This window comes from Burkholderia sp. M6-3 (assembly GCF_050858985.1).
In the GTDB taxonomy this organism is placed as follows: domain Bacteria; phylum Pseudomonadota; class Gammaproteobacteria; order Burkholderiales; family Burkholderiaceae; genus Paraburkholderia; species Paraburkholderia caledonica.
Genome location: NZ_CP110091.1, coordinates 2,700,481 through 2,721,970 on the forward strand (window position 1 = coordinate 2,700,481; position 21,490 = coordinate 2,721,970).

The 21,490-nt window shown below is 61.5% G+C and carries 19 protein-coding genes; 11 read left to right on the plus strand and 8 right to left on the minus strand.

What is annotated here, in order from left to right; translation table 11 throughout:
* Positions 1 to 218: 218 nt before the first annotated feature.
* Entirely contained in the window at positions 219 to 923 is a 705-nt protein-coding gene (locus OH764_RS29710; protein ID WP_498849630.1) for a helix-turn-helix transcriptional regulator, read from the plus strand.
* On the opposite strand, the gene OH764_RS29715 is transcribed toward OH764_RS29710, so the two are convergent.
* Positions 907 to 1,224: a helix-turn-helix domain-containing protein gene (locus OH764_RS29715; protein ID WP_020066662.1), complete on the minus strand. Its 318-nt coding sequence runs from the start codon at positions 1,222 to 1,224 to the stop codon at positions 907 to 909. The two genes, OH764_RS29710 and OH764_RS29715, sit on opposite strands and share 17 nt — an antisense overlap.
* A gap of 154 nt (positions 1,225 to 1,378) precedes the next feature.
* On the opposite strand from OH764_RS29715, the gene OH764_RS29720 reads away from it, so the two are divergent.
* Positions 1,379 to 1,972 (plus strand): acyl-homoserine-lactone synthase, encoded by a 594-nt coding sequence (locus OH764_RS29720; RefSeq protein WP_110403842.1) that lies wholly within the window; start codon positions 1,379 to 1,381, stop codon positions 1,970 to 1,972.
* A 96-nt stretch (positions 1,973 to 2,068) separates the two neighbouring features.
* On the opposite strand, the gene OH764_RS29725 is transcribed toward OH764_RS29720, so the two are convergent.
* Entirely contained in the window at positions 2,069 to 2,758 is a 690-nt protein-coding gene (locus tag OH764_RS29725) for a FadR/GntR family transcriptional regulator (RefSeq protein WP_498849631.1), read from the minus strand.
* Positions 2,759 to 2,989: 231 nt separating this feature from the next.
* Between OH764_RS29725 and OH764_RS29730 the strand changes: the two genes are divergently transcribed.
* Positions 2,990 to 3,469, plus strand: coding sequence for a universal stress protein (locus tag OH764_RS29730; protein WP_498849632.1), 480 nt, complete (start codon positions 2,990 to 2,992; stop codon positions 3,467 to 3,469).
* A gap of 72 nt (positions 3,470 to 3,541) precedes the next feature.
* Here OH764_RS29730 and OH764_RS29735 read toward each other — a convergent pair whose 3' ends face one another.
* The 3 genes from OH764_RS29735 to OH764_RS29745 form a co-directional block, all read right to left on the minus strand.
* The gene (locus tag OH764_RS29735; RefSeq protein ID WP_498849633.1) at positions 3,542 to 3,931 is read right to left on the minus strand and encodes a response regulator; all 390 of its coding nucleotides are present in this window, start codon (positions 3,929 to 3,931) and stop codon (positions 3,542 to 3,544) included.
* A gap of 229 nt (positions 3,932 to 4,160) precedes the next feature.
* Positions 4,161 to 6,785 carry a 2-oxoglutarate dehydrogenase component E1 family protein gene (locus OH764_RS29740; RefSeq protein ID WP_498849634.1) on the minus strand — a complete coding sequence of 875 codons (2,625 nt, stop codon included), beginning with the start codon at positions 6,783 to 6,785 and terminating at the stop codon, positions 4,161 to 4,163.
* A gap of 231 nt (positions 6,786 to 7,016) precedes the next feature.
* A complete protein-coding gene (locus tag OH764_RS29745) occupies positions 7,017 to 8,675 on the minus strand; it encodes a methyl-accepting chemotaxis protein (RefSeq protein WP_498849635.1) in 1,659 nt (552 codons plus the stop codon).
* Positions 8,676 to 9,291: 616 nt separating this feature from the next.
* Between OH764_RS29745 and OH764_RS29750 the strand changes: the two genes are divergently transcribed.
* From OH764_RS29750 to OH764_RS29760, 3 genes are all read left to right on the plus strand, one after another.
* Entirely contained in the window at positions 9,292 to 9,948 is a 657-nt protein-coding gene (locus OH764_RS29750) for an FNR family transcription factor (protein WP_498851325.1), read from the plus strand.
* A 135-nt stretch (positions 9,949 to 10,083) separates the two neighbouring features.
* Positions 10,084 to 11,373 (plus strand): formylglycine-generating enzyme family protein, encoded by a 1,290-nt coding sequence (locus OH764_RS29755; protein ID WP_498849636.1) that lies wholly within the window; start codon positions 10,084 to 10,086, stop codon positions 11,371 to 11,373.
* 218 nt (positions 11,374 to 11,591) lie between these two features.
* Entirely contained in the window at positions 11,592 to 12,671 is a 1,080-nt protein-coding gene (locus OH764_RS29760) for a linear amide C-N hydrolase (protein WP_498849637.1), read from the plus strand.
* 122 nt (positions 12,672 to 12,793) lie between these two features.
* Here OH764_RS29760 and catA read toward each other — a convergent pair whose 3' ends face one another.
* Genes catA through OH764_RS29775 form a run of 3 tightly spaced genes read right to left on the minus strand, consistent with a single transcriptional unit; the run spans position 12,794 to position 15,221 of the window.
* The gene (catA, locus tag OH764_RS29765) at positions 12,794 to 13,729 is read right to left on the minus strand and encodes a catechol 1,2-dioxygenase (protein WP_498849638.1); all 936 of its coding nucleotides are present in this window, start codon (positions 13,727 to 13,729) and stop codon (positions 12,794 to 12,796) included.
* A gap of 46 nt (positions 13,730 to 13,775) precedes the next feature.
* Positions 13,776 to 14,066, minus strand: coding sequence for a muconolactone Delta-isomerase (gene catC / locus OH764_RS29770; RefSeq protein WP_498849639.1), 291 nt, complete (start codon positions 14,064 to 14,066; stop codon positions 13,776 to 13,778).
* Positions 14,067 to 14,084: 18 nt separating this feature from the next.
* Positions 14,085 to 15,221, minus strand: coding sequence for a muconate/chloromuconate family cycloisomerase (locus OH764_RS29775; RefSeq protein ID WP_498849640.1), 1,137 nt, complete (start codon positions 15,219 to 15,221; stop codon positions 14,085 to 14,087).
* A gap of 405 nt (positions 15,222 to 15,626) precedes the next feature.
* On the opposite strand from OH764_RS29775, the gene OH764_RS29780 reads away from it, so the two are divergent.
* The 5 genes from OH764_RS29780 (at position 15,627) to OH764_RS29800 (ending at position 21,340) form a co-directional block, all read left to right on the plus strand.
* Positions 15,627 to 16,985 (plus strand): MFS transporter, encoded by a 1,359-nt coding sequence (locus OH764_RS29780; protein ID WP_498849641.1) that lies wholly within the window; start codon positions 15,627 to 15,629, stop codon positions 16,983 to 16,985.
* Between the two features lie 33 nt (positions 16,986 to 17,018).
* The gene (locus tag OH764_RS29785; protein ID WP_498849642.1) at positions 17,019 to 18,209 is read left to right on the plus strand and encodes an acyl-CoA dehydrogenase family protein; all 1,191 of its coding nucleotides are present in this window, start codon (positions 17,019 to 17,021) and stop codon (positions 18,207 to 18,209) included.
* Positions 18,210 to 18,225: 16 nt separating this feature from the next.
* Entirely contained in the window at positions 18,226 to 18,909 is a 684-nt protein-coding gene (locus tag OH764_RS29790) for an EthD domain-containing protein (RefSeq protein ID WP_498849643.1), read from the plus strand.
* Positions 18,910 to 18,967: 58 nt separating this feature from the next.
* Positions 18,968 to 19,888, plus strand: a complete 921-nt coding sequence (locus OH764_RS29795) for a LysR family transcriptional regulator (RefSeq protein ID WP_498849644.1) — start codon at positions 18,968 to 18,970, stop codon at positions 19,886 to 19,888.
* A gap of 144 nt (positions 19,889 to 20,032) precedes the next feature.
* Positions 20,033 to 21,340 (plus strand): MFS transporter, encoded by a 1,308-nt coding sequence (locus OH764_RS29800; RefSeq protein ID WP_498849645.1) that lies wholly within the window; start codon positions 20,033 to 20,035, stop codon positions 21,338 to 21,340.
* Positions 21,341 to 21,490 lie beyond the last annotated feature (150 nt).

Below are 21,490 nucleotides of genomic sequence, written 5' to 3' on the forward strand. Positions count from 1 at the left end.
CAATCTACGGAGGGCAAATGCGCGTGCGGGTTTATTCGCGTTCAGTTAAACGTGACTTAAAGGCCGCGTATCGAGCGGACGGCTCCAGGTTGCAAAACATTTTTTAGTGATAAATTGTCCGCACTAAAGCAGTCGCACATAAAAACCTGCGCAAATAACCACACAGGCTATTTGCGAGTCTGAGAGAGTGGAAATTGGCGCTACATTTTATCGAGCAGATGGCACCGCTACTGGAGGCCGCCGACGAAGCGGAATGGTTCAGCGCGGTGGCCGGTCTCGCGGAGAGCTGGGGATTCGACCGGCTTCTGATCGCAATGCTTCCGCGCCCGACCATTCGGCTTGAAGACGCTTATATTCGCAGCACCTACGCACCGGCGTGGCGGCGCACCTACGACGAGCAGGGCCTGGTTCATATAGATCCAACGGTCGCACATTGCGCGACACGCTCATCGCCGCTAGTGTGGTCGCCGGAAATCTTCACGACCGCGCCGCAGCAGTCCATGTACGAAGAAGCGCGCGCCCACGGCTTGCGCGCCGGCGTCACACTGCCGATTCACGGCCCGAATCAGGAGGCCGGCATGATGTGTTTCGTGAACGACGCCAATCCGACGGACACCTTCTGGCGTCATATCGACGTGGTATTGCCGAATCTCGTGCTATTGCGCGACCTGGTGATCGACACCAGTCAGCGTCATTTGCATGCGCACACGCAAAGTTTGTTGCCCAAGTTGACGCCGCGCGAACGCGAATGTCTTCAATGGACCGCGCGCGGCAAATCCACGTGGGAAATTTCCCATATCCTGAACTGTTCGGAAGCCGTGGTGAACTTCCACATGAAGAACATCAGGACCAAACTCGGCGTGAATTCGCGGCGCGCGGCAGCCGTGATTGCGACACAACTGGGGCTTATTGACCCGGGTTGAGCAACGCCGCTGCGTCGCGGCTGTGAAGCACCCGCTCGGCCCGACCCAGGTCGGCGTCGGAAACGGTTTTCGTGAAGTACAGACCCAGCAGGATCGAGACGGGCGCCGGGATTTCCGCACCGGACTCAAAGCGGCTGCCGCGCGATTGCGTGACGCCAAAGCGAGCCCAGAAACGGCGCTGGCTTTCTTTCTTCTTTTTGCGATACGCAATGATCAACACCCGATCTACCGCAGTGGACGGCTCCGCCGAACGCGTTTGTAGACCGGTTTGCGGTTGCCAGTGATTGTCGAGATGTTCCATTTTTGTGTCCCGTCGGTTGAGTGCTGTTTCCTGTCTCAAATTCTCCGATATCCGATAAGCATGCACACCTATCCAGGTAGATAGGTAGCGGAACGATTCAGAATGCATAAGTTTTCCTGCGTATTGGTTTCCCCAACACGTTCAGGAGAACGTCATGCAAACAGCGATCCGGATTGGAATGCGTCAAGAGTTCGACAACGAAGACATCAACGAGATGTACCGCCTGCGGGCACGGGTGTTTCACGGACGGCTCGGATGGGATATTCCGACCATAGCGGGTATGGAAATCGACGGCTACGATGCGCTGGGACCGCATTACATGCTGATCCAGGCCGACGACCGGCGCGTGCGTGGCTGTTGGCGCCTGATGCCGACGGAGGGGCCGAACATGCTGAAGGACACGTTTCCTCAGTTGCTGCATGGCGCTGCTGCGCCGGTCGGGCGGCATATCTGGGAATTGAGCCGGTTCGCGATCGACACGAGCGGCGAGGAGAAGTCGTTCGGCTTCGCCGACGTGACGATGCAGGCGATTCATGAGCTCGTGACTTTCGCCGACCGCATGGGCATCACGCGATATGTGACGGTGACCACAACCCCCATTGAGCGGCTGTTGCGCAAGACCGGAATCGAGATTAGCCGCCTCGGCTCACCGCTGCAGATTGGTGTGGAACGCGCGGTGGCGCTGGATATCGCCGTGAGTCCGAAGACCCGCACGGCGCTGTTCGGGCCGATCGCCGCAGCCGCTTAGCTAAGCCTCGCTGCTCCGCTGCTCGCCGCCAGCCGCGCTTCGCCGTGTTGGCAACGGCCGGCTAGACGGCGCGCAGCGGGCCACGCGACGCTTGCCTCACGAACCAAACATCCGTTCGAGCGCGTTTTCCAGGTGCGCTCGCATTGCCTGCCCCGCTGCCTGCGGGTCCTTGCGGCGAATCGCGTCGAGCACCGCCCGGTGTTCCGCCTGCACGAGACGTTGCCGCTCCACCGTTTTTACGAGCGACAGGTTGCGTGACAAATTCATGCTGAAAACTATCTGTTCCTCGATGAACGACATGACCGTGATGAAAAACGGGTTCTTCGACGCGCGCGCCACCGCGAGATGAAACATGAAATCGTCCGACGCGCCAATGCCGCGCGTCTCGATGATTCGTTCGAGCTGATTCCATGCGTGCTCGATCGCCGCAATGTCGTCGGCGTCGGCTTTGAGCGCCGCGTGCTCGGCCGCGCCGGTCTCCGTGACAATGCGAAACTCGTAGCAGCGGCGGATGTCGGACAGCGTTTCCAGCGGGGCGAAACGCCGCACGTCCGGGTCGGGTCGCCGCGCGACTGTCGTTCCCGAGCCATGACGCGTCACGATGATGCCGTCAGCCCGCAGCCGTGCCAATGCCTCGCGCACCGTGGGTCGCGAGGTCGAGAAGCGTTCGGCGAGCGCATGCTCGGTAGGCAGCCGCTGGCCTTCCTTGTATTCGCCTTCGAGAATGCGATTCAGGATGTCGCCGTAGATTTTGTCGGGCAAGCCCGTCGTTTTTCGCTCGTTCATCGGCCGGGCGCAGCAGCTTGTCAGAGTAGATTCAGATTGTAAGGCAAACCGCGGCGGCAACCGCCGCACTTCGGGCTCGCCGCATCGCGCAAGAAAGCGCCCACGCGTCTTGGGAAAACGGCGGCCGTCTAGCAAGGGCAACGTCAAAATTTGTGAACCGGTTGATTTACATCCTGGCTGAAGCGGCGTTTCTGGACGATTATTAAAGCTCGCAACCTGACTGGAGCGGAAATGTACACACGCATTCTTGTGGCGGTAGACGGCAGCCAGACTTCTCGCCGTGCTTTCGAAGCAGCGCTCGCGCTCGCCCGAACCAACGGCGCTGTTTTGCAGCCGTTGTACGTCGTCGAAAATACGCCAATGTATTTCGAAGCGCCGGGCTATGACCCTTCAGTGCTTCGCAACAGTCTCATCGAACAAGGGAAGGAGCTCGGCGTGGAACTCGCACGCGAAATGGATGCGCAAGGTGTGAAGGGAGAGATCGTCGTGACCGAGGCGCCGTCGCTCGACGACGTTTCCACGGCCGTGCTGAAAGCCGCCGCCGACTTCAACGCCGACTTGCTCGTCATGGGCACGCATGGCCGGCGCGGATTTCAGCGCCTGATTCTTGGCAGCGTCGCGGAGCGTTGTGTGCGCCAGGCTCGCTTGCCGGTGCTGCTGATCCCGTCCGCGGCCAGTCAATCGTCCAGCGACGCGCACACGCCAGACTGACGCCGCGAGCGTCACGCCAGCGGGTAAGCGAGCAAATAAGTGAGGCAAGCCGCCCCGCGTGCACGATCGATGCTACGCCGGTCCGCCTCGCTGCAATGCGCGATGAGTGACGTGGTCGTCGAGAAGGCGCCGCATCGTGGCCAGCAACGCGGGCCCATCCACCGGCTTGCGCAGAAACCCGTCGAAGCTAACGAAGGCGGGAGGACTCGGCTCTCCTGAAACGAGTATGAAAGCGACGTCGGCCAGTCCGGGCAGTGTGCGCAAGCGGTGACACAGTTCGCTGCCCGACATCGTCGGCATGCGCCAGTCGGCAACCACGACATCGACGGGCGAAGCCATGAACTGAGCTAGCGCCGACTTACCGTCCAGCGCAGTTTTTACTTCGTAGCCCTCGGCAGAGCAAATCGCGCTCCATGCGTCCAACGCCTCGGCGTCGTCATCTACCAGCAGTACGGTTGCCATGTGCAATTGTCCTATCGCTTCGACAACCTGCGTCGCAACGCGCATGCCAACAGGCGCTCCTCAGTTCGCGCCAATCGGCCTACGCGCCGCAAGCATGGATACGAAGCGGGAAATGGCGAAGCGGTCGCGTCGCAGCATACGGATTGCCGCGCGCGACCACCTCGCCTGTTGCTGTTAACAATAGCAACTCAATCGCAAGCCGGTGGGCCAACTGCTTGACAGCGCAACTTCAGGTGCGTGCCAATGCGGCTGCCACCAGGCGCTGCTGTTCTACACGATGCGCGCGTATCGACGAATCCGCGCCCGATGGACTCTCGCGCCGGCACACGTCGAACACGCGGCAATTCGCCGGAACCGCTCCTTCTATGTCATCGCGCACGAAATGCCATGCGCCATGCTTCTTTTCCTCTTCCTGGGCCCATACCACCTCCGCAAGGTTCGGGTAAGCGGCGAGCGCAAGCGCAAGCTCGCTCGTCGGAAACGGGTACAGCTGTTCTATCCGGACGAGCGCAGTCTGCGTGTCGCGAGAAGCATCGCGCGCCGCCTGCAAGTCGTAGAAAAACTTGCCGCTGCACAGTACGACGCGCGTCACGTCTTCAGGCAACGCAGCACCACTGTCTTGCAGCACCGGAGCAAACGCACCGTCGATCAACTCGCCGAGCGGCGCATGCGAACGCGCATTGGCATGAAGCTGCCCCTTCGGCGACATCACGACAAGCGGCTTCGGCTCGACGCTCAGCGCCTGCTCGCGCAACATATGGAACCATTGCGATGACGTCGACGGCATCACGACCTTCATGTTTCCGCCTGCGCACAGTTGCAGGAAGCGGCTGAGATACGCACTGGAATGCTCGGGACCGACGCCTTCATGACCATGCGGCAGCAGCATCGTCAGACCGGACGGTTGATCCCACTTGTACTCGCCCGCAGCAATGTATTGATCGATGATCACTTGCGCGCCGTTCACAAAGTCGCCGAACTGCGCTTCCCAAATAGCAAGGTGCGACGTGGACTGAACGCTGTAGCCGTATTCGAAACCCAGCACGGCCTCCTCGGTCAGCGGTGAATTGATGATGTCGAACTCGCCCTGATGCACGCCCAGATTTTGCAGCGGCACATGAGGCTCAGTTGCGCCGGGAGTCGCGCCGGATGTTGCGCCTTGCGAGTGCCACACTGCATGCCGATGCATGAAGGTGCCGCGGCCCACGTCCATGCCGGAGATGCGCACACTGTGCCCGTCGTCGAGCAGACTTGCATACGCGAGGTTTTCCGCGAAGCACCAGTCGACCGTCGCGGTTTCAGCTTCTACGCTCCGCTGCCACTTCGCCGTGATGTCGCGCACGAAGTCATGTAGACGCAACCCGGGCGGCGTGCGCGTCAACGCTGCAGTCAGCGACTGCACGCGGGCGAGCGACAACGGTCGCGTGCGCTTCGTGCGCCTGGCAGGTTTCGCGGGTCTGTCACCGCTCGTCCGGTCGGCACGTTGCTGCGACAACGTTTGCGTGGGTGGCGCCAGAAGGTCCTTCAATACATCGGCGCGCAACATCTCGAGTGGTGTCTCCTCACCGATGGCTGCGTGATAAAGCTCGGTGACGGTCTGATGCGCCGAAATTGCCGCCTGCTGCGACGGTTGCGTCAGCGCAGGAATATCGTGTTCCGAATGACCGAGGCGCCGATATCCGATCAGATCGATGATGACGTCCGCTTCGTACTCCATCCGGTACTGCAATGCGAGCTTCGCGGCGCGCAGGACCTCGTCGGGACGGTCTGCGTTCACGCGGATCACGGGAGCGTCGATCATTCGCGCGACGTCCGTGCAATAGGAATGGCCTTCGGTGTCCATCCGGTTCGGCGTCGTGAAGCCGATCTGATTGTTCACGATGACGTGAACCGTGCCGCCCAACGCATAACCGTCCTTACGCGTCATGTTCAACGTTTCCATCACGATGCCCTGCCCCGCGAATGCCGCGTCACCATGCACGACCACCGGCAGGCATCCAAAGCCGCGATGTTCGTCCTGGTATGCACGCGCCATTCCGCTCACCACCGGATACACGCTTTGCAGATGCGACGGATTGTGCGCAAGGAAAATCGCGGCGTCGCCATGGGGCGTTTGTCTGACGGTGCTGCCGCCGAGGTGATAAGGCAGATCGCGCTGCGTGGCCGCGACATCTGAATTCGGATCGAGGCAATCGACGAGCTTTGCCGGATCGAAGCCCATCACGTTGACGAGCACGTTGAGGCGCCCTCGATGCGGCATGCCCGCGAACACCTGCTGAACGCCTTGAGCGGCAGCCTGATCGACAATCGCTTCGAAAAGCGGCACGAGGCTCTCGCAGCCTTCGAGTGAGAAGCGCTTTGCATGCTCGAAAACCGCCGCCACATGACGCTCCCACATTTCGGCGGCAACCAGGCGGCGCAACAGAGCGCGACGCTGCTCGCGGGCGGCCAACGGCGCAAGCTGTTCCGACTTGAGCATTGCGGATAAACGCGCACGACGCTGCGGATCGCGAATACCGGTCAGATCGAGGCCGATCGCGCCGCAATAGACGCGCCTCAGTTGGCGCTCCAGTTCATGCACCGCCGCTGACGGCGGCAGCAGTGGATTTTCAGCGCCGATAGGCTGCGCCGGGTCCAGCCCATGAAACACAGGGTCGAGCTCGGGCACGTCGGGCACGGGCGTGAGGCGCAGCGGGTCGAGCGACGCCTGACGATGACCGTGTTGCCGGAACGCGTCGATGAAGCGCCGGACCTGCAACGTCCGCGCTACCGGCGACAGGTCGCCTGCCGGTTCGATAACCGCGCTGGCCGGAGAGCGTGAAAGAACAATCGATTCGGAAGAGACGTGGGACATGTTTTGATAGCGTGCGGAAGAAACCGTTAGTCGGATCTCGCTGTCCGCATTGCGATACTCAGGGCGCAAGCCCTCCACGGCAACATGACAGTTGGCCGCGATCTTCGGCAGACAGCGAAACGGAAAGGAACGCGATGCGGATGTGGGCTTGCAGAGCGCTCGGTCTTCTATTTGTTATCGAGCCGGTCCGCGCGACCGGCTCGTGTCTCCGTCCGTTGTCTGCCTCGACTTCTACTGCGGTGACATGCGCGCGTTGAGCCACGCGCCTGGCGCGCCTGCCTCGCTCATGCCGTTCGTGCGATGCGCGTGCGGTTCGTTCGCGGCGCGCCGTTGCTTCGCCGTGTCGCCGTTCAGCTTGAACGTGCTGACCGTATCGGTGAGCTGTTGCGCCTGGTCCTGCAAGGCTTGCGCGGCAGCGGCGCTTTGCTCGACGAGCGCGGCGTTTTCCTGCGTCACCTTGTCCATCTGCGTGACCGCATGGTTGATCTGCTCGATGCCTTCGCTTTGTTCCTTGCTGGAGGAGCTGATCTCCGCAACGATCTCGGTCACGTGGCGAATGCTCTTGACGACTTCGCTGATGATCTGACCCGCGTCCTCGACCATCTTGCCGCCGGTACCCACCTGATTCACCGAGTCCGCGATCAGCTCCTTGATTTCCTTTGCCGCGACGGCGCTGCGTTGCGCAAGTCCGCGCACTTCGCTCGCGACCACCGCGAAACCGCGGCCGTGCTCGCCTGCACGCGCCGCTTCGACGGCAGCGTTGAGCGCAAGAATGTTCGTCTGGAATGCGATACCGTCGATCACGCCGATGATCTCGACGATCCTGCGCGACGATTCGTTGATCGCGCTCATCGTGCTCACGACCTGATTCACCGCGTTGCCGCCCTTCACCGCGACGTCCGAAGCACTCGACGCAAGCTGGTTCGCTTCACGGGCGTTGTCGGCGTTCTGCTTGACCGTCGACGTAAGTTGCTCCATGGCAGCCGCGGTTTCTTCGAGCGAACTCGCCTGATGCTCGGTGCGGCTCGACAGGTCCATGTTGCCGCTCGCCACTTCGCGCGTCGCCTGGCTGATCGTGTCCGTGCCCTGGCGCACTTGCGCGACGATGCCGTGCAAATTGCTGGTCATGCGTTCGAGCGCGGTCAACAGGCGCCCCACTTCGTCAGTCGTATCGACATGCAGGTGATGCGTGAGGTCGCCCGCCGCGACCGCTTCCGCGAGGCTGACCGCGCGGTTGATCGGCCGCGTGATGGTGCGCGTGATGAAGATGCCCGTTGCAATTGCGATCAGCGTCGCGACCAGTGCGAGCAGGATCATCTGAATTTTCGCGCGATGCGCTTCGGCAACCGCATCGGCCACGTCGTGCGCCATCCGCTCCGCCTGCACGTCGACCATCTTGTCGACAAGCAGGTAGTAGGCGTCCTGAAGCCGCGCCATGTCGCCCTGATAGACGTCGCGCGCTTCCTGCTGCTGGTTCTTGCTCACCAGATCGAAGAAAGCTTTCACGCTCACCCCGTAGGCCGAGCGTGCGTCGAACTGCTGCTTGAACAACGCCTTCGTGTCATCGCTCGTCAGATACTTTTCGAGTTGCCCGTAGGCTTGCGCATTGGCTTTGCGGATGGCCGCATAGTCGTCCATGTACTGCTTGGCCTTGTCCGGCGAGGTAGTCAGCAGCAGATTGCTGAGAATGCCGTTCGCCTTGTAGCCGTTGCTCTTGATCTGATTGCTGAGCGCAATCAGCGTGTAGCGATGACTGACGATCTCGTCCATCTTCGTGTTCGTGGACTCGAGATGCTCGATACCCACGATAGCCGTGCCGACGAGCAGCGCGACCATCAGCGCGAAGGCGGAGCCGAGCCTAACCCCGATTTTCAAATTCGAAATCTTCATGTGTCTAATTCCTTGCCCTACCGCACGATAAAGTTGTCGCGAAGCAGCCAGTGCTTCAGCCTGAAAGGTGCGCCCTGTCTCAAGGCGGTTCACTTCGATGACGTCTGAACCGCCGGCGCGCGCCGACGTGGGCGCGTTTGGATCCGCCCCTTCTCGTTGCCGCCGCTTTCTTCAGACAATATGACGACACAATCCGCGAAACCTTGAGAGTGGGTCGCGCGAGAAAGTGAAAATTTCGCCAAACGTTTGCGTCGGCGTGGGAAAGGGCGTGGTTGAGGGGGGAAAGATGAGTAAGCGTAGATGCGGGCTGCGGAACGCGGGGGGACGGTTCTACGCGCCGGGCGGCTCTGACATCGCTCAAACGGCATAAGCGTGAACGCGCGTCATTTTGCCGCGAAACAGGGGACAGAGCCGGTGGGACAATTGGCGCATTCCCCCTGACATTGGTTCAGACATGCTTACTTCTACCGCTGCACATTCCGCAATCGCCGCCGACTCCGCTGTTTCCCCAAGCCCGGCTGTCGGTTCGCCGCCGTCGCAGCGCAGCCGCCGCGCTACGCCGCGGGCAGCTGGACGCACCGGCACCCGCAGCGCCGCGCGCTGCTCCAGTTGTGCGATGCGCCAGCTTTGCATGCCACAAGGGTTGGCACCCGACGAGTTGTCCAAGCTCGAAACGCTGATCTGCTCCGCGCGGTCGGTGCACCGCGGGGACGCGCTGTACCGCAGCGGCGACAGTTTCGACAACATCTATGCGGTGCGTTCCGGCTCGATGAAAACCGTCATGGCGCATCGCGACGGGCGCGAACAGGTTACCGGGTTGCGACTTGCTGGCGAGGCGCTCGGCCTCGACGGCATCAGCGAAGACCGGCACGCATGCAGCGCGCTGGCGCTCGAAGACAGCACGGTGTGCATCGTTCCCTACACGGCGCTCAAGTCACTGTGCCGCGAAATCGGCTCGATGCAGGAACGACTGCACAAACTGTTGGGCGAGCAGATCGTGCGCGAAGCGGCCCAGATGATGGTGCTCGGCTCGCTTTCGGCGGACGAACGAGTCGCGGCATTCCTGCTCGACGTGTCGGAGCGCAACGCTCAACGCGGTTATTCGTGGGCCGAGTTCAACCTGCGAATGACCCGCGAGGACATGGGCAGCTACCTCGGCATGACGCTGGAAACAGTGAGCCGCACCCTGTCAAGATTTCAAAAGCGCGGCCTGATCGACACGCAAGGCAAGCACATTCGCATCGTCGACCTGGACGGATTGCGCCAGGTTTAGGCTCGACACGAGGGCGTGGAGCGCGCGGCCGCGTCGTTTGCCACGATTTTCCGGCGGAGCTTGCGCCTTGGCATGGCATCTGCAAGCGGGTACAGTCTTTGTTTAGTCCGTCCCCCCGCAAGGAGACCCGGCGAAATGAACCGCGACCCCGGTCCACATCATCCGCTCGTTCAACGTCTGAGCGACGCGCGTCAAGTTACTGACGCCCTCTTTTCCATCGTCAAGCCCGAGTTCCTGTACGAAAGACCAATCCGCGAACGGCACCGGATTGTGTTCTATATCGGACACCTCGAAGCTTTCGATCGTAATCTGTTCGACAAGCGCCTATTCGATCTCCCCGCGTTCGATGCGCAACTCGATCAGCTTTTCGCATTCGGCATCGACCCGGTAGACGGCGGTCTTCCGAGCGATCAGCCTGGCGACTGGCCTTCGCTCGATACCGTGCGGCAATACGGTTTGAACGCCCGCCGGCAGATCGACCGCGAACTGCAGGCGCTTACCGATTCCGCGCGGGTCGAGGCTTCCGGGCAATTGCTCAACGTCGCAATCGAGCATCGATTGATGCATGCCGAGACGCTTGCCTACATGCTGCACCAATTGCCGATCGAGCAGAAGGTGACGGATTTGCGCGAGCCTGTCGTGCACGGTCCGGGGCGCGCGAACAGCCTGTCGCCGATGGTCAGCGTTCCGGCCGGTCCGGCTGTGATCGGCATGCCGCGCGACAGCGGCCGCTTCGGCTGGGACAACGAGTTCGGTGAATTGCACGTGGACGTGCCTGCGTTCGAGATCGACCGCTATATGGTCACGAACGCCGCGTTTTGCGAGTTCATCGAAGCCGGCGGTTATCGCGAGCGGAAATGGTGGACGGAAGAAGACTGGGCGTGGAAGGAAGCCGAGCGCATAGAACATCCCGCGTGCTGGTCGCGACGCGGGGCGAGCGGCCAACGTGGCGAATGGATGCTGCGCACGATGTTCGACGAAGTACCGCTTCCACCCGACTGGCCGGCATACGTGAGCCACGCGGAAGCGAGCGCCTACGCGCGCTGGGCGGGAAAGGCGCTGCCGACAGAAGCGCAATGGCAGCGCGCGGCGCACGGTGCACCGCATGCGGGCTCCGGCAACTTCGACTTTCGCAGTTGGGATCCGCGTCCGGTTGACGCTTATCCGGACAATGTCAGCGCGTTTGGCGTTGAAGGCCAGTACGGCAACGGCTGGGAGTGGACTTCCACTTTGTTCGACGGATTGCCGGGGTTCGAACCGTTTCCGTTCTATCTGGGTTATTCGGCCAACTTCTTCGACGGCAAGCATTACGTGCTGAAGGGCGGATCGGCGCGCACCGCACAATGCATGTTACGACCGACATTCCGAAACTGGTTTCAGCCGCATTATCAGTATGTTTATGCGGGGTTTCGGTGCGTGAGGTGATTGACGAATAAAGCATAAGGCGATTGGTTTGGGGTGCTTATGCTTTATTGCAAAAGCGGGCGCTTGTCCGCTTTGACAAGCCGGTACTCCGCTCAAAGAGTAACGAAAACGCACGGCAAGGAGGGAATGTACGACCCAGCGTGCATCCCGATCTCACACTCGACTGCAGCGGCACAGTTGACAACTGCATAACTACCAACTCAGCGTGAGGAAGTGCCATGCGCCGCCCTTTTTGCGCAGTTGTGACGTGTCTCGCCGCAGCAGCGACGCTCCTCGTCGCCCCGGCTGCATCGCTAGCCTGCACGCGCGTCGTCTATCTCGGCGACAACGACGACGTTATCACCGCCCGATCGATGGACTGGAAGCTCGACGTCGCCACCAATCTCTACATCCTGCCGCGTGGCATCGCCCGCACCGGTGAATCCGGTCCGAACTCTCTTAAATGGACCGCCAAATACGGTAGCGTCGTGGCTACCGGTTATGACGTCTCCACCACCGATGGCATGAACGAAAAGGGTCTAGCCGCTCAACTGCTCTGGCTCGTCGAGTCGCAATATCCTCCCTTCGGCAAAAACTCCAAACCGAGACTCACCATCGCGGCGTGGGCGCAGTACGTGCTGGACAATTATGCGACCGTCTCGGAAGCCGTAGCTGCGCTTGAGAAAGAGCCGTTCACAATCGTCACCGACAACGTCCCCGGAGAACAGCGCCTCACCACACTGCACCTCGCCATGTCGGACGCGACTGGCGACAGCGCCATCGTCGAGTACATCGGCGGTAAGCAGATCATCCATCATGGTCGGCAGTATCAGGTTATGACCAACTCGCCGACCTTCGACGAGCAGCTTGCATTGAACGAATACTGGAAACAGATCGGAGGCACCGTCTGGCTGCCTGGCACCAATCGCTCTGCAGACCGGTTCGCGCGCGCCTCGTTCTACGTCAACGCTATCCCCAAGAGTGAAGACCCTGTCATTGCACTTGCCAGCGTCTTTAGCGTGATCCGTAATGTGTCTGTGCCGTTCGGGATTACCACCCCCGGCGAGCCGAATATATCGTCCACACGTTGGCGCACCGTCGCCGATCACAAGCGCATGCTTTACTTCTTCGAATCGGCCCTCACCCCGAGTACTTTCTGGGTCGATTTCAAGAAGGTCGACTTTTCAGCGGGCGCACCTGTCAAACGTCTCGACCTCGGCAAGGATCAGCGTAATACATTCGGCGGCGAAGTCTCCAAGGACTTTCAACGCGCACCCGCGTTTCCCTTCCTCGGCATCGACGTCAGCAAGTCCCGCTAGTGACCGCCTCGGAAATGACAGGCGAAGCGACGGCTGACTGGAACGTCTGACAGGACGTAGCAGCACGAGCGCATGCGGCCCCGGCTATCCAGCCGTCGCCCTGTCAGGCGAAAAACTCCCGATCACGCAGCGGCCGCAGTGCGGAGGCGATTGACGAGCTGGTTGTCCTTGCCTTCCACCAGCGGCGTCAGCGTGAAGTTGAATTCGATCTCCTTGTAAGCATCGTCTTTCAACCCGAGCGCCGCGCCGCCGCTCTTCTCGACCACCGGCGGAATGAGGCCTTCACGCGTGGCGTAGGCGAAGTCGTCCCAGATGAGCGGATCGCCTTCGATGTTGATCTGCGTGGTGAGCTTGCGCAAGCCGTCGGCCTTCACGAAGAAGTGCACATGGGCGGGACGGTTGCCGTGCCGCGCCAGTACGTTGAGCAACTGTTGCGTCGCGCCTTGCGGCGGGCAGCCATAGCCCACGGGCATCAGCGTGCGGAACTCGTACGTGCCGTCGTCCTGTGTGCGAACAGCGCCGCGCAGATTAAACGGGCTTTGTGCGCCGGTCGGGTCGAAGTGCGAATAAAAGCCCTTCGAATTGGCATGCCAGCATTCCACGACGGCGCCCGCCACCGGCTTGCCGTCCGGGCCCCGCACGGTGCCGCGAATGACGAGCGGACCAGCATCCGCATCGGCGTCCAGATCGATTTTCGACACGCCGTCGCGCACCGGCGCGCCTTCCACATAGAGCGGACCTTCGATCGTACGCGGCGTGCCACCGTCGATTTCCGCCTGCCGGTCTGCAGCGTCCATGCGGATGTCGAGATACTTTTCCAGTCCCAGTCCCGCGGCGAGCAAAGCCGCCTCGCCGTCCTGACCCAGCTTGTTCAGATAGTTCACGCCTGCCCAGATTTCGTCGGGCGTGACGTCCAGATCGTCAATGGCCTTGAACAGATCGCTCAACAAGCGATGCGCGATCTGCTTGGTGCGTGCGTCGCCTTTGTCGCTGTCGAGATTGACGGCGGCCTTGAGCAGGTCCTGCACTTCCTGGGTGGCGAATACCTTGACGTTCATGATTGCTGTCTCCGTGATTATGTGGGGATTCTTCGAAAGCTCGCACTTACGCGTCGCCGTCGCGAACAGAGGATGGGTGACGGCACAATGGTGTCACCGAAATTTTCATGTAGGGAAACAACGGCAGCGCGGTGAGGATGTCGTGCAGTTCCGCGTTGCTGTCGACGTCGAAGATGCTGTAGTTTGCGTACTCGCCCGCAAGGCGCCAGATATGACGCCACTTGCCGCTTCTCTGAAGCTCCTGCGAATACGCTTTTTCACGCGCTTTGATTTCGTCAGCGACATGCGCCGGCAAGTTGTGCGGAAAGTTCACATCCATGCGTACATGGAAAAGCATGGTCGGTCTCCTAACTGATTACCTGGTGACTGCAATGAGGCCGTCGCGTGTGAAGCGCTTGACCCGGGCTTCGTCGAGCGTGATACCGAGGCCCGGCCCGCTCGGCACCGTCAATTCGAAATCGCTGTAGTCGAGCGGCTGCGTCAGGATTTCCTCGGTGATCAGCAGCGGCCCGAAAAGCTCGGTGCCCCACTGCAGATTCGCAAAGCTTGCGAACAGATGTGCAGAAGCAACCGTGCTGAACGCGCCTTCGAGCATCGTCCCGCCATACAACTCGATGCCGGCCGCATCCGCGATTGCCGCCACGCGCTGTGCCGCGAACAGGCCGCCGCTCTGTTCGATCTTGATGGCGAACACATCGGCGCCGTGATGCTTTGCGATCTCGAACGCGCTTTCCGGACCTTGCAGAATTTCGTCGGCCATCAACGCAATGGGGAAACGCCGCATCAGGCGCCCGAGCGCGGCGGGCGACGTGACCGGTTGCTCGACCAGTTCGCAGCCGGCATCGGCGAGCGCAGGAATGGCCCACGCCGCCTGCGTTTCGCTCCACGCCATGTTTACGTCGACGCGCACCGCGCCGCGCTCGCCTAACTCGCGCTTGATCTGCGCAACGTGCGCAATATCGGTCTTCAGTTCTTTGGCGCCGATCTTCAGCTTGAACACCTTGTGCCTGCGCGCGTCGAGCATGCGCTCCGCTTCGGCGATGTCCCTGCTGGTATCGCCGGAGGCGAGCGTCCACGCGATCGGCAATCGCTCGCGCCTGCGCCCGCCGAGCAGTTCGCTCACGGGAACGTTCAGACGCTTGCCATGCGCATCGAGCAAGGCGGTTTCGAGCGCGCTTTTTGCAAACGAGTTCACCTTGACCAGCTTGCCGATGTACGCCATCAGTTGCTGCACGCGCGTCGCGTCCTTGCCGATCGCGGCGGGCGCGAGGTAAGCGTCGATGGACAGCTTCATCGACTCGGGACTTTCGGGCCCATAAGCCATGCCCGCGATAGTCGTGCCCTCGCCGATTCCGACTATGCCGTCGCTGCAGAACACCTTCACCAGCATCAGCGTTTGACCATGCATGGTCGCGACGGACAGTTTGTGAGGACGGATCGTCGGTAGATCGACGAGAGAGGTTTCGATGCGTTCGATCGTCGCTGTGGCCATGGGGGATCGTTTGGATAAATGCGGACGCGTGCTTTGCGCTCTTCACTCCAAGGTAAAGAACGCAGCAAGATCGGTCAAATAGATCAAATGTACGTTGCCGCATTCATCGCATTGATGACGTAATCTTCCGTCACGCTACCGCGACGCGCTTTTGCAAGCGGCCAGCTTCAGCCGGCACCCAGCAACGCAAAGCACGAGCGCTACCTTCAACGTGGCTCGCCGATACGAAGGTTTTCACAGGGTGCTCATGCATGGGATTCATATCGCGCATTTTTGGCCGGAATTTGACCGTCTCGCAGATCCGCTCATATCGTTCGAGCATTGTCATGACGAAGTCGATCCAACGCGCCCCGCTGCCCTCCTCTCATGGATGCGGGAATTCTCACTTCATGTTTTCCCATCATCATGAATCCTGATGCAGTGAACCCCCACCTGAGTGCGCCGTCATCCACCACTCGGCCAGTGCCTCGCACGAGGAGCACCGCCCGGCGCGCAGTCACCACCGCCGTACTTGGGCAGATCCTCGAGTGGTACGACTTTTTTCTCTATGGCACCGCTGCCGCGCTCGTTTTCGGCAAGCTGTTTTTCCCCGTCGGCAGTGATCCGCTGACAGGCACGATCGCCGCATTTGGCGGCTTCACCGTGGGATTCATCGCGCGGCCCATCGGCGGCGTGCTCTGCGGACATATCGGCGATCGCTACGGCCGTAAAGTGGTGATGATGCTCACGCTGCTGACCATGGGCTCGGCAACCGCATTGATGGGCGTGCTGCCCACGTATCAGCAGATCGGTATTGCGGCACCTGTCATGCTCGTGCTCCTGCGCATCATGCAAGGGCTCGCCGCGGGCGGTGAATGGAGCGGCAGCATTCTGTTGATCCACGAAAACGCACCCCAGTCGAAGCGCGGCGCGCTCGCTGCGTGGAGCCCGTGCGGCGCGGCACTCGGCTTCGTGCTGTCGACCGGCGCATTCCTGCTCGTGCAGAACCTGTCGTCAACCGACTTCCAGAGCTGGGGTTGGCGCCTGCCGTTCCTCGGCAGCACCGCGCTCGTCGTGCTCGGCCTGTGGATGCGCCGCTCCGTTGGCGAAAGCGCGGCATTCGCCGAAGTGAAGGCGACGCGTCACGAGAGCCGCATGCCCGTGATCGAAGTGCTGAAACAATGCCCGCGTGAAGTGCTCACCGTGTTCGGACTGCGCTTCGGCGAAGGCGCGGCGTCGTACATCTTCTTCGCGTTCTCTCTCGCATATGGCCAGTTCGTCGGCATCAAGTCCGCGTGGATTCTCAGCGGACTCACCATTTCGATGCTGCTCATGATTCCCGTCACGCTGTTCTTCGGCCACGTCACCGACAAAGTAGGACGCAAGCCTGTGTATCTCGCCGGCGCGATTTCCATCGTGCTTGTCGCGTGGCCGTACTTCGTGCTGCTCGGTTCGGGCGAATACTGGAAGGTGCTGGTTGCGCTGATCCTGGCGAACAGCATCACGCTTGGCATGCTCGAAGGCGCACAGCCTGCGTTCATCAGCGAAATGTTGCCAGTGCACCTGCGTTTCTCGGGCCTCGGCATTGGCCGCGAAGTGTCGTCGGTGCTCGGCGGCGGCCTTTCGCCAATGATCGCGACCGCATTGCTCGCACACTATCGCAGCGCCCTGCCGGTTGCCCTCTATCTCGGCGCACTCGGCCTTGTCACCGTCATTGCCACTTTGCTGGCGCGCGAGACGTATCCGAAAGCGATGCGTATCGCCGCGCGCGAGCAGGCGGAATGACATCGTCACATCAATGACCAAGAGGTATCAAGCATGCAAGCCCTTTCAAGCGATGCGATCGTCGATTCGCAGAACGATTACCCCGAATACGCCGGACCGTTGACGCTCGACGCGCTGATAGAAGAAGTCGAGCGCCGCCGCGAAGAGTTCGACGCGATCTCGCACGTGCCGCGCGACATGGTCGGCAAAATGAAACGCGCCGGCATCTTCCGCGCAAGCACGCCAAAGCGTTTCGGTGGCGACGCGCTGCCGCCTCCACGTTTTCTCGAGATGCTCGAGCGTATCGCGATTGCCGACGGCTCTACGGCATGGGTTGCCGCGTTCGGCTCGGCGAACACGTATCTGGCCGCGCTGCCGGTAGAAACTCAGGCACGCATCTACGCTTCCGGTCCCGACCAGGTGTTCGCGGGCGGCTTGTATCCGTTGCAAAAGGCCGAGCACGCGGCCGGCGGATTCGTCGTGTCGGGCCAATGGCGCTTTGCGAGCGGTTGCAAGGGCGCGGACTGGATCGGAGTCGGCATCGGCGGAGCGCCTGCCGCCGCCGACGACAAGAACGCTGGCAAGCCCTTCACGGCTGTATTCCCGGCAAATGAAGTCGAGATCGTCGACAACTGGAACGTGGTCGGCATGCAAGGCACGGGGAGCCACGATCTGCGCCTCCAGAACAAGTTCGTCGAGAAAGAGTGGACCTTCGTGCGTGGCGGCGTGGCGCTGATCGACGAACCGCTCTATCGCTACCCTGCTGTCGCGTATCAGGCGCAGGTGCACGCCGCGGTCAACATCGGTCTGGCTCGGGCCGCGCTCGACCTTCTGGCGAGCATGTCCGGCGTGACCAAGACCACTACGGGCGCGCCGCGCCTTGCCGATCGTGCGTACTATCGCTCGGGCATCGCACTCGCGGAAGCACAGTTGCGCAGCGCGCGGGCGTTCTTCTTCGAATCCGCGGAGGCATCGTGGCGCACGGTGCTTGCCGGAGACCCGGTGCTGCCCGCCGAAGCGAACCTGCTTCGCCTGTCGGCCACGCATGCGGCCCACACGTGCGCCGACATCGTGATGCAGGCGTACAAGATGGCGGGCATCGGCGCGATCTATCGCGAGAATCGCATGCAACGCCTTGTGCGCGATTCGATCGTGGTCACGCAGCATGCGTTCCTTGGTGAAGGTACGTACGACGCGTCTGGCGCGGTATTCGTGGGCATTCCGCCCGTCACGCCTTACCCCTGATCGAGGCACGAAGACGATGCATGTCTGTCTTTTTCTGATCGGCGCGAGCGGCCCCCACACGCCGCTCGATGCAAGTGCGCTGCAACGCGCCGCGTCACACGTGAGAGGTCTCACCAAGTTGATCGTGCACGAAGCGACACGCGGCCAGGTCGATCCGCGTATTGAGGCTTCGGACGACACGCCGTCGTGCGTGCTGCAATGGTATTTCGACGACCTGGCACCGCTCGAAGCTGCCTGTGCAAGCGACGGCGCAATCTGGCGTGCAATGCAGACGACTTCGATCGCGCAGTCGTTCAGTCAGCAGGTCATGGCTGTGCGCACGCTCAAGGATTCGGCGGAAAGTGTCATGGAGCGATGCACGTATCTTGTCGCGTACGAAGGTGTGGCTGAAGACTTCAACGCTTGGCTCATGCATTACATGCAGAACCATCCTCCACTGATGCTGCAGTTGCCCGCGTTGCGCGAGCTCGAGGTTTACACGCGCATAGACTGCACGAGCGGCCTGCCTTTTCCGAAGTCGGATGCGATGCAGCGCAACAAGGTAGTCTTCGACGACACGGACGCGCTCATGGCCGCCCTCGCGTCGCCCGTACGCGACGCGATGCGCCGCGACTTCCTCGCGTTGCCGCCGTTCTCCGGCACAACCCCGCATTTTGCAATGCGCAGCATGTACGGTAATCTCGCACATCAGCATCAGTGAGCGGGCGATCGCGACGCGGCTTTATCGCGCGCTTCGCCCTCGTTCTAGAGCGAAGCGCATGAACAAGCCGCATCCCGGCATTGCCGACCTGAATCTGCTGCGAGTGTTCCTCGCCATCTGGGACCTGCGCAGCCTCACCGCCGCGGGCGACAGGCTCGGCCTCACGCAGCCCGCCGTCAGCCACGCGCTGCGCCGATTGCGCAATCTGTTCGAAGACCCGCTGTTTTTGCGCACGCCGAGCGGCATGGTGCCGACCGACGCGGCATATCGACTCTATCCACCGCTCGCGCAGGCGCTCGGCATCATCAATGAAGCGGTGCAGCAGCTGGCGCGGTTCGATCCCGCCACGGCGCAGCGCGTGTTCCGCGTGTCCATGTCCGACATGTCGGAGTTCTACTTCCTTCCACCGCTCGCGGCCATGCTGGATCGCGAAGCGCGCGGCATTCGCATCGAGGTGGCAAACGTACCGGTCGAATCGGTCAGCGCCGCCATGCGCGCGGGCGAGATCGATCTCGCGCTCGGCTATGTGCCGGGCCTCGACGCGGGCTGCGCAAGCCAGACGCTCTTTCTCGACGAGCACGTGTGCGTGGTGCGCGCGGGTCATCCGTTGCGCAAAGCGAGGCCGACCCGCGAAGACCTCGCCGCGTTGCGCTACGTCTATGCGAGCACGAACGCCACGGGTCATCGCATGGTCGAGCAGTGGCTCGATGAACTGAACCTCAAGCGTGACGTGGTGCTGCGGTTGCCGCATTTCGTCGTCGCGCCCGAGATCGTGATGAACACAGACCTCGCGGTGGTCTTCCCGAAGAGCATTGCGCGGCGCTTCAATCGCGGCAAGGCGTTTCGCGTGCTGCCGTTGCCTTTCTCGCTGCCGCCCATCGAAATCAAGGTCCACTCTCACACGCAATTCGCGTCCGACGCAGGCATTGCGTGGTTGCGCGGCGCCATCTTCGCGATGTTTCACCAGCCCAAAGTTTGATGCGCCCGGCAGGCCCGCATATTTGCCACGCTGATACCTGCCGTTCTTTTCGGCCTATTTGACGCAGCTATCCGGCGAATCGACACTGTGTGATATGCGAAGCCTTCTGGAAGGCGCGCCTCACCATCACCCAGGCAAGCAGACATGTCCACGATTCAATCTTCGCCGGCCGCCGAACGTAATGCGGCCATGCCGGATCGCGCACTCAAACGTATCGTCGTGGCGTCAGTCGCGGGTAATGCAATGGAGTGGTATGACTTTTTCGTCTACGGCACCGCTGCGGCGCTCGTGTTCGGGCAACTTTTCTTCCCTGCGAACGCGGACCCGCTGATCGGCACGCTCGGCGCCTTCGCGGCCTTCGCCATGGGCTTCGTCGCGCGACCGCTCGGCGGCATTGTCTTCGGGCATATCGGCGACCGCTATGGACGCCGTGCCTCGCTCGTGTGGACGCTGCTCATCATGGGTTTCGCGACCTTCGGTATCGGTCTGTTGCCGACCTACGATCACGTCGGGCTGTGGGCGCCCGCCGCGCTCGTCGCGCTGCGTCTGCTGCAGGGCATCGCTTCGGGCGGCGAATGGGGCGGCGGTGTGCTGATGATCAGTGAAAGCGCCCCGCCCGAGAAGCGTGGCTACTACGCGGCGTGGAGCCAGCTTGGCGTGGGCGGCGGTTTCGTGCTCTCGTCTGCGGCTTTTCTCGGCGTGCAAGCTTTGCCGCACGATCAATTCGTGTCATGGGGATGGCGTCTGCCGTTTCTTGCCAGCATCGTGATCTTTGCGCTCGGCGTGTATATCCGTCACAACCTGCCGGAAAGCCGCGACTTCGAAAACGCCGACAAGGCAGGCAAGACATCGCACATGCCGGTGGTGGAAGTCATCAAGCGCCATCCGAAAGAGATCCTCATGGCGATGGGTCTGCGCGTGGCCGAAAACGGCGGCGCCTACATCTTCCTCGCGTTCTCGCTCGTGTACGGCAAGTATGCAGGTATTCCCAGTTCGACCATGCTCACCGGCGTCATGCTCGCCATGGTGGTCGAGATGGTGGCCATGCTGTTGTGGGGCAAGCTCTCCGACCGCATCGGCCGAAAGCCGGTGTATATGATCGGGGCGATTTCTCTCGTGGCGATGGCGTTCCCGTTCTTCTGGCTGCTCAACACCCATTCCACGCCGCTCATCTGGCTCGCGCTCGTGATTGGCACCGCGGTCTGCCACGGTGCGATGATCGGCACGCTGCCGGCGCTGGTCGGCGAACTGTTCAGCACGGAAGTGCGCTACTCGGGCGTGGCGCTCGGGCATGAAGTCGCGTCCATCTTCGCAGGCGGCTTGTCGCCGCTCATCGCCACCGCCTTGCTGGCGCACTATCATGCCTATTGGCCCGTGGCGGTGTTCCTGATCGTCCTCGGTCTCATCACAGTCGTTACGTTGCGCTTCACGCACGAGACTCGCCAGCGGTAAATTCACCACTCGCTCTTCGAAAGCACTCGCGCGGCCTTGGCCGCGCGAGTGCTTTTTGCGTCTGTGTCTGTCATATGTGGGCTTCCGACTGTTGCTCGTAAAATCAGTTTGACCGATGCACATCACGCTTTTTTATATATTTTGCTTATT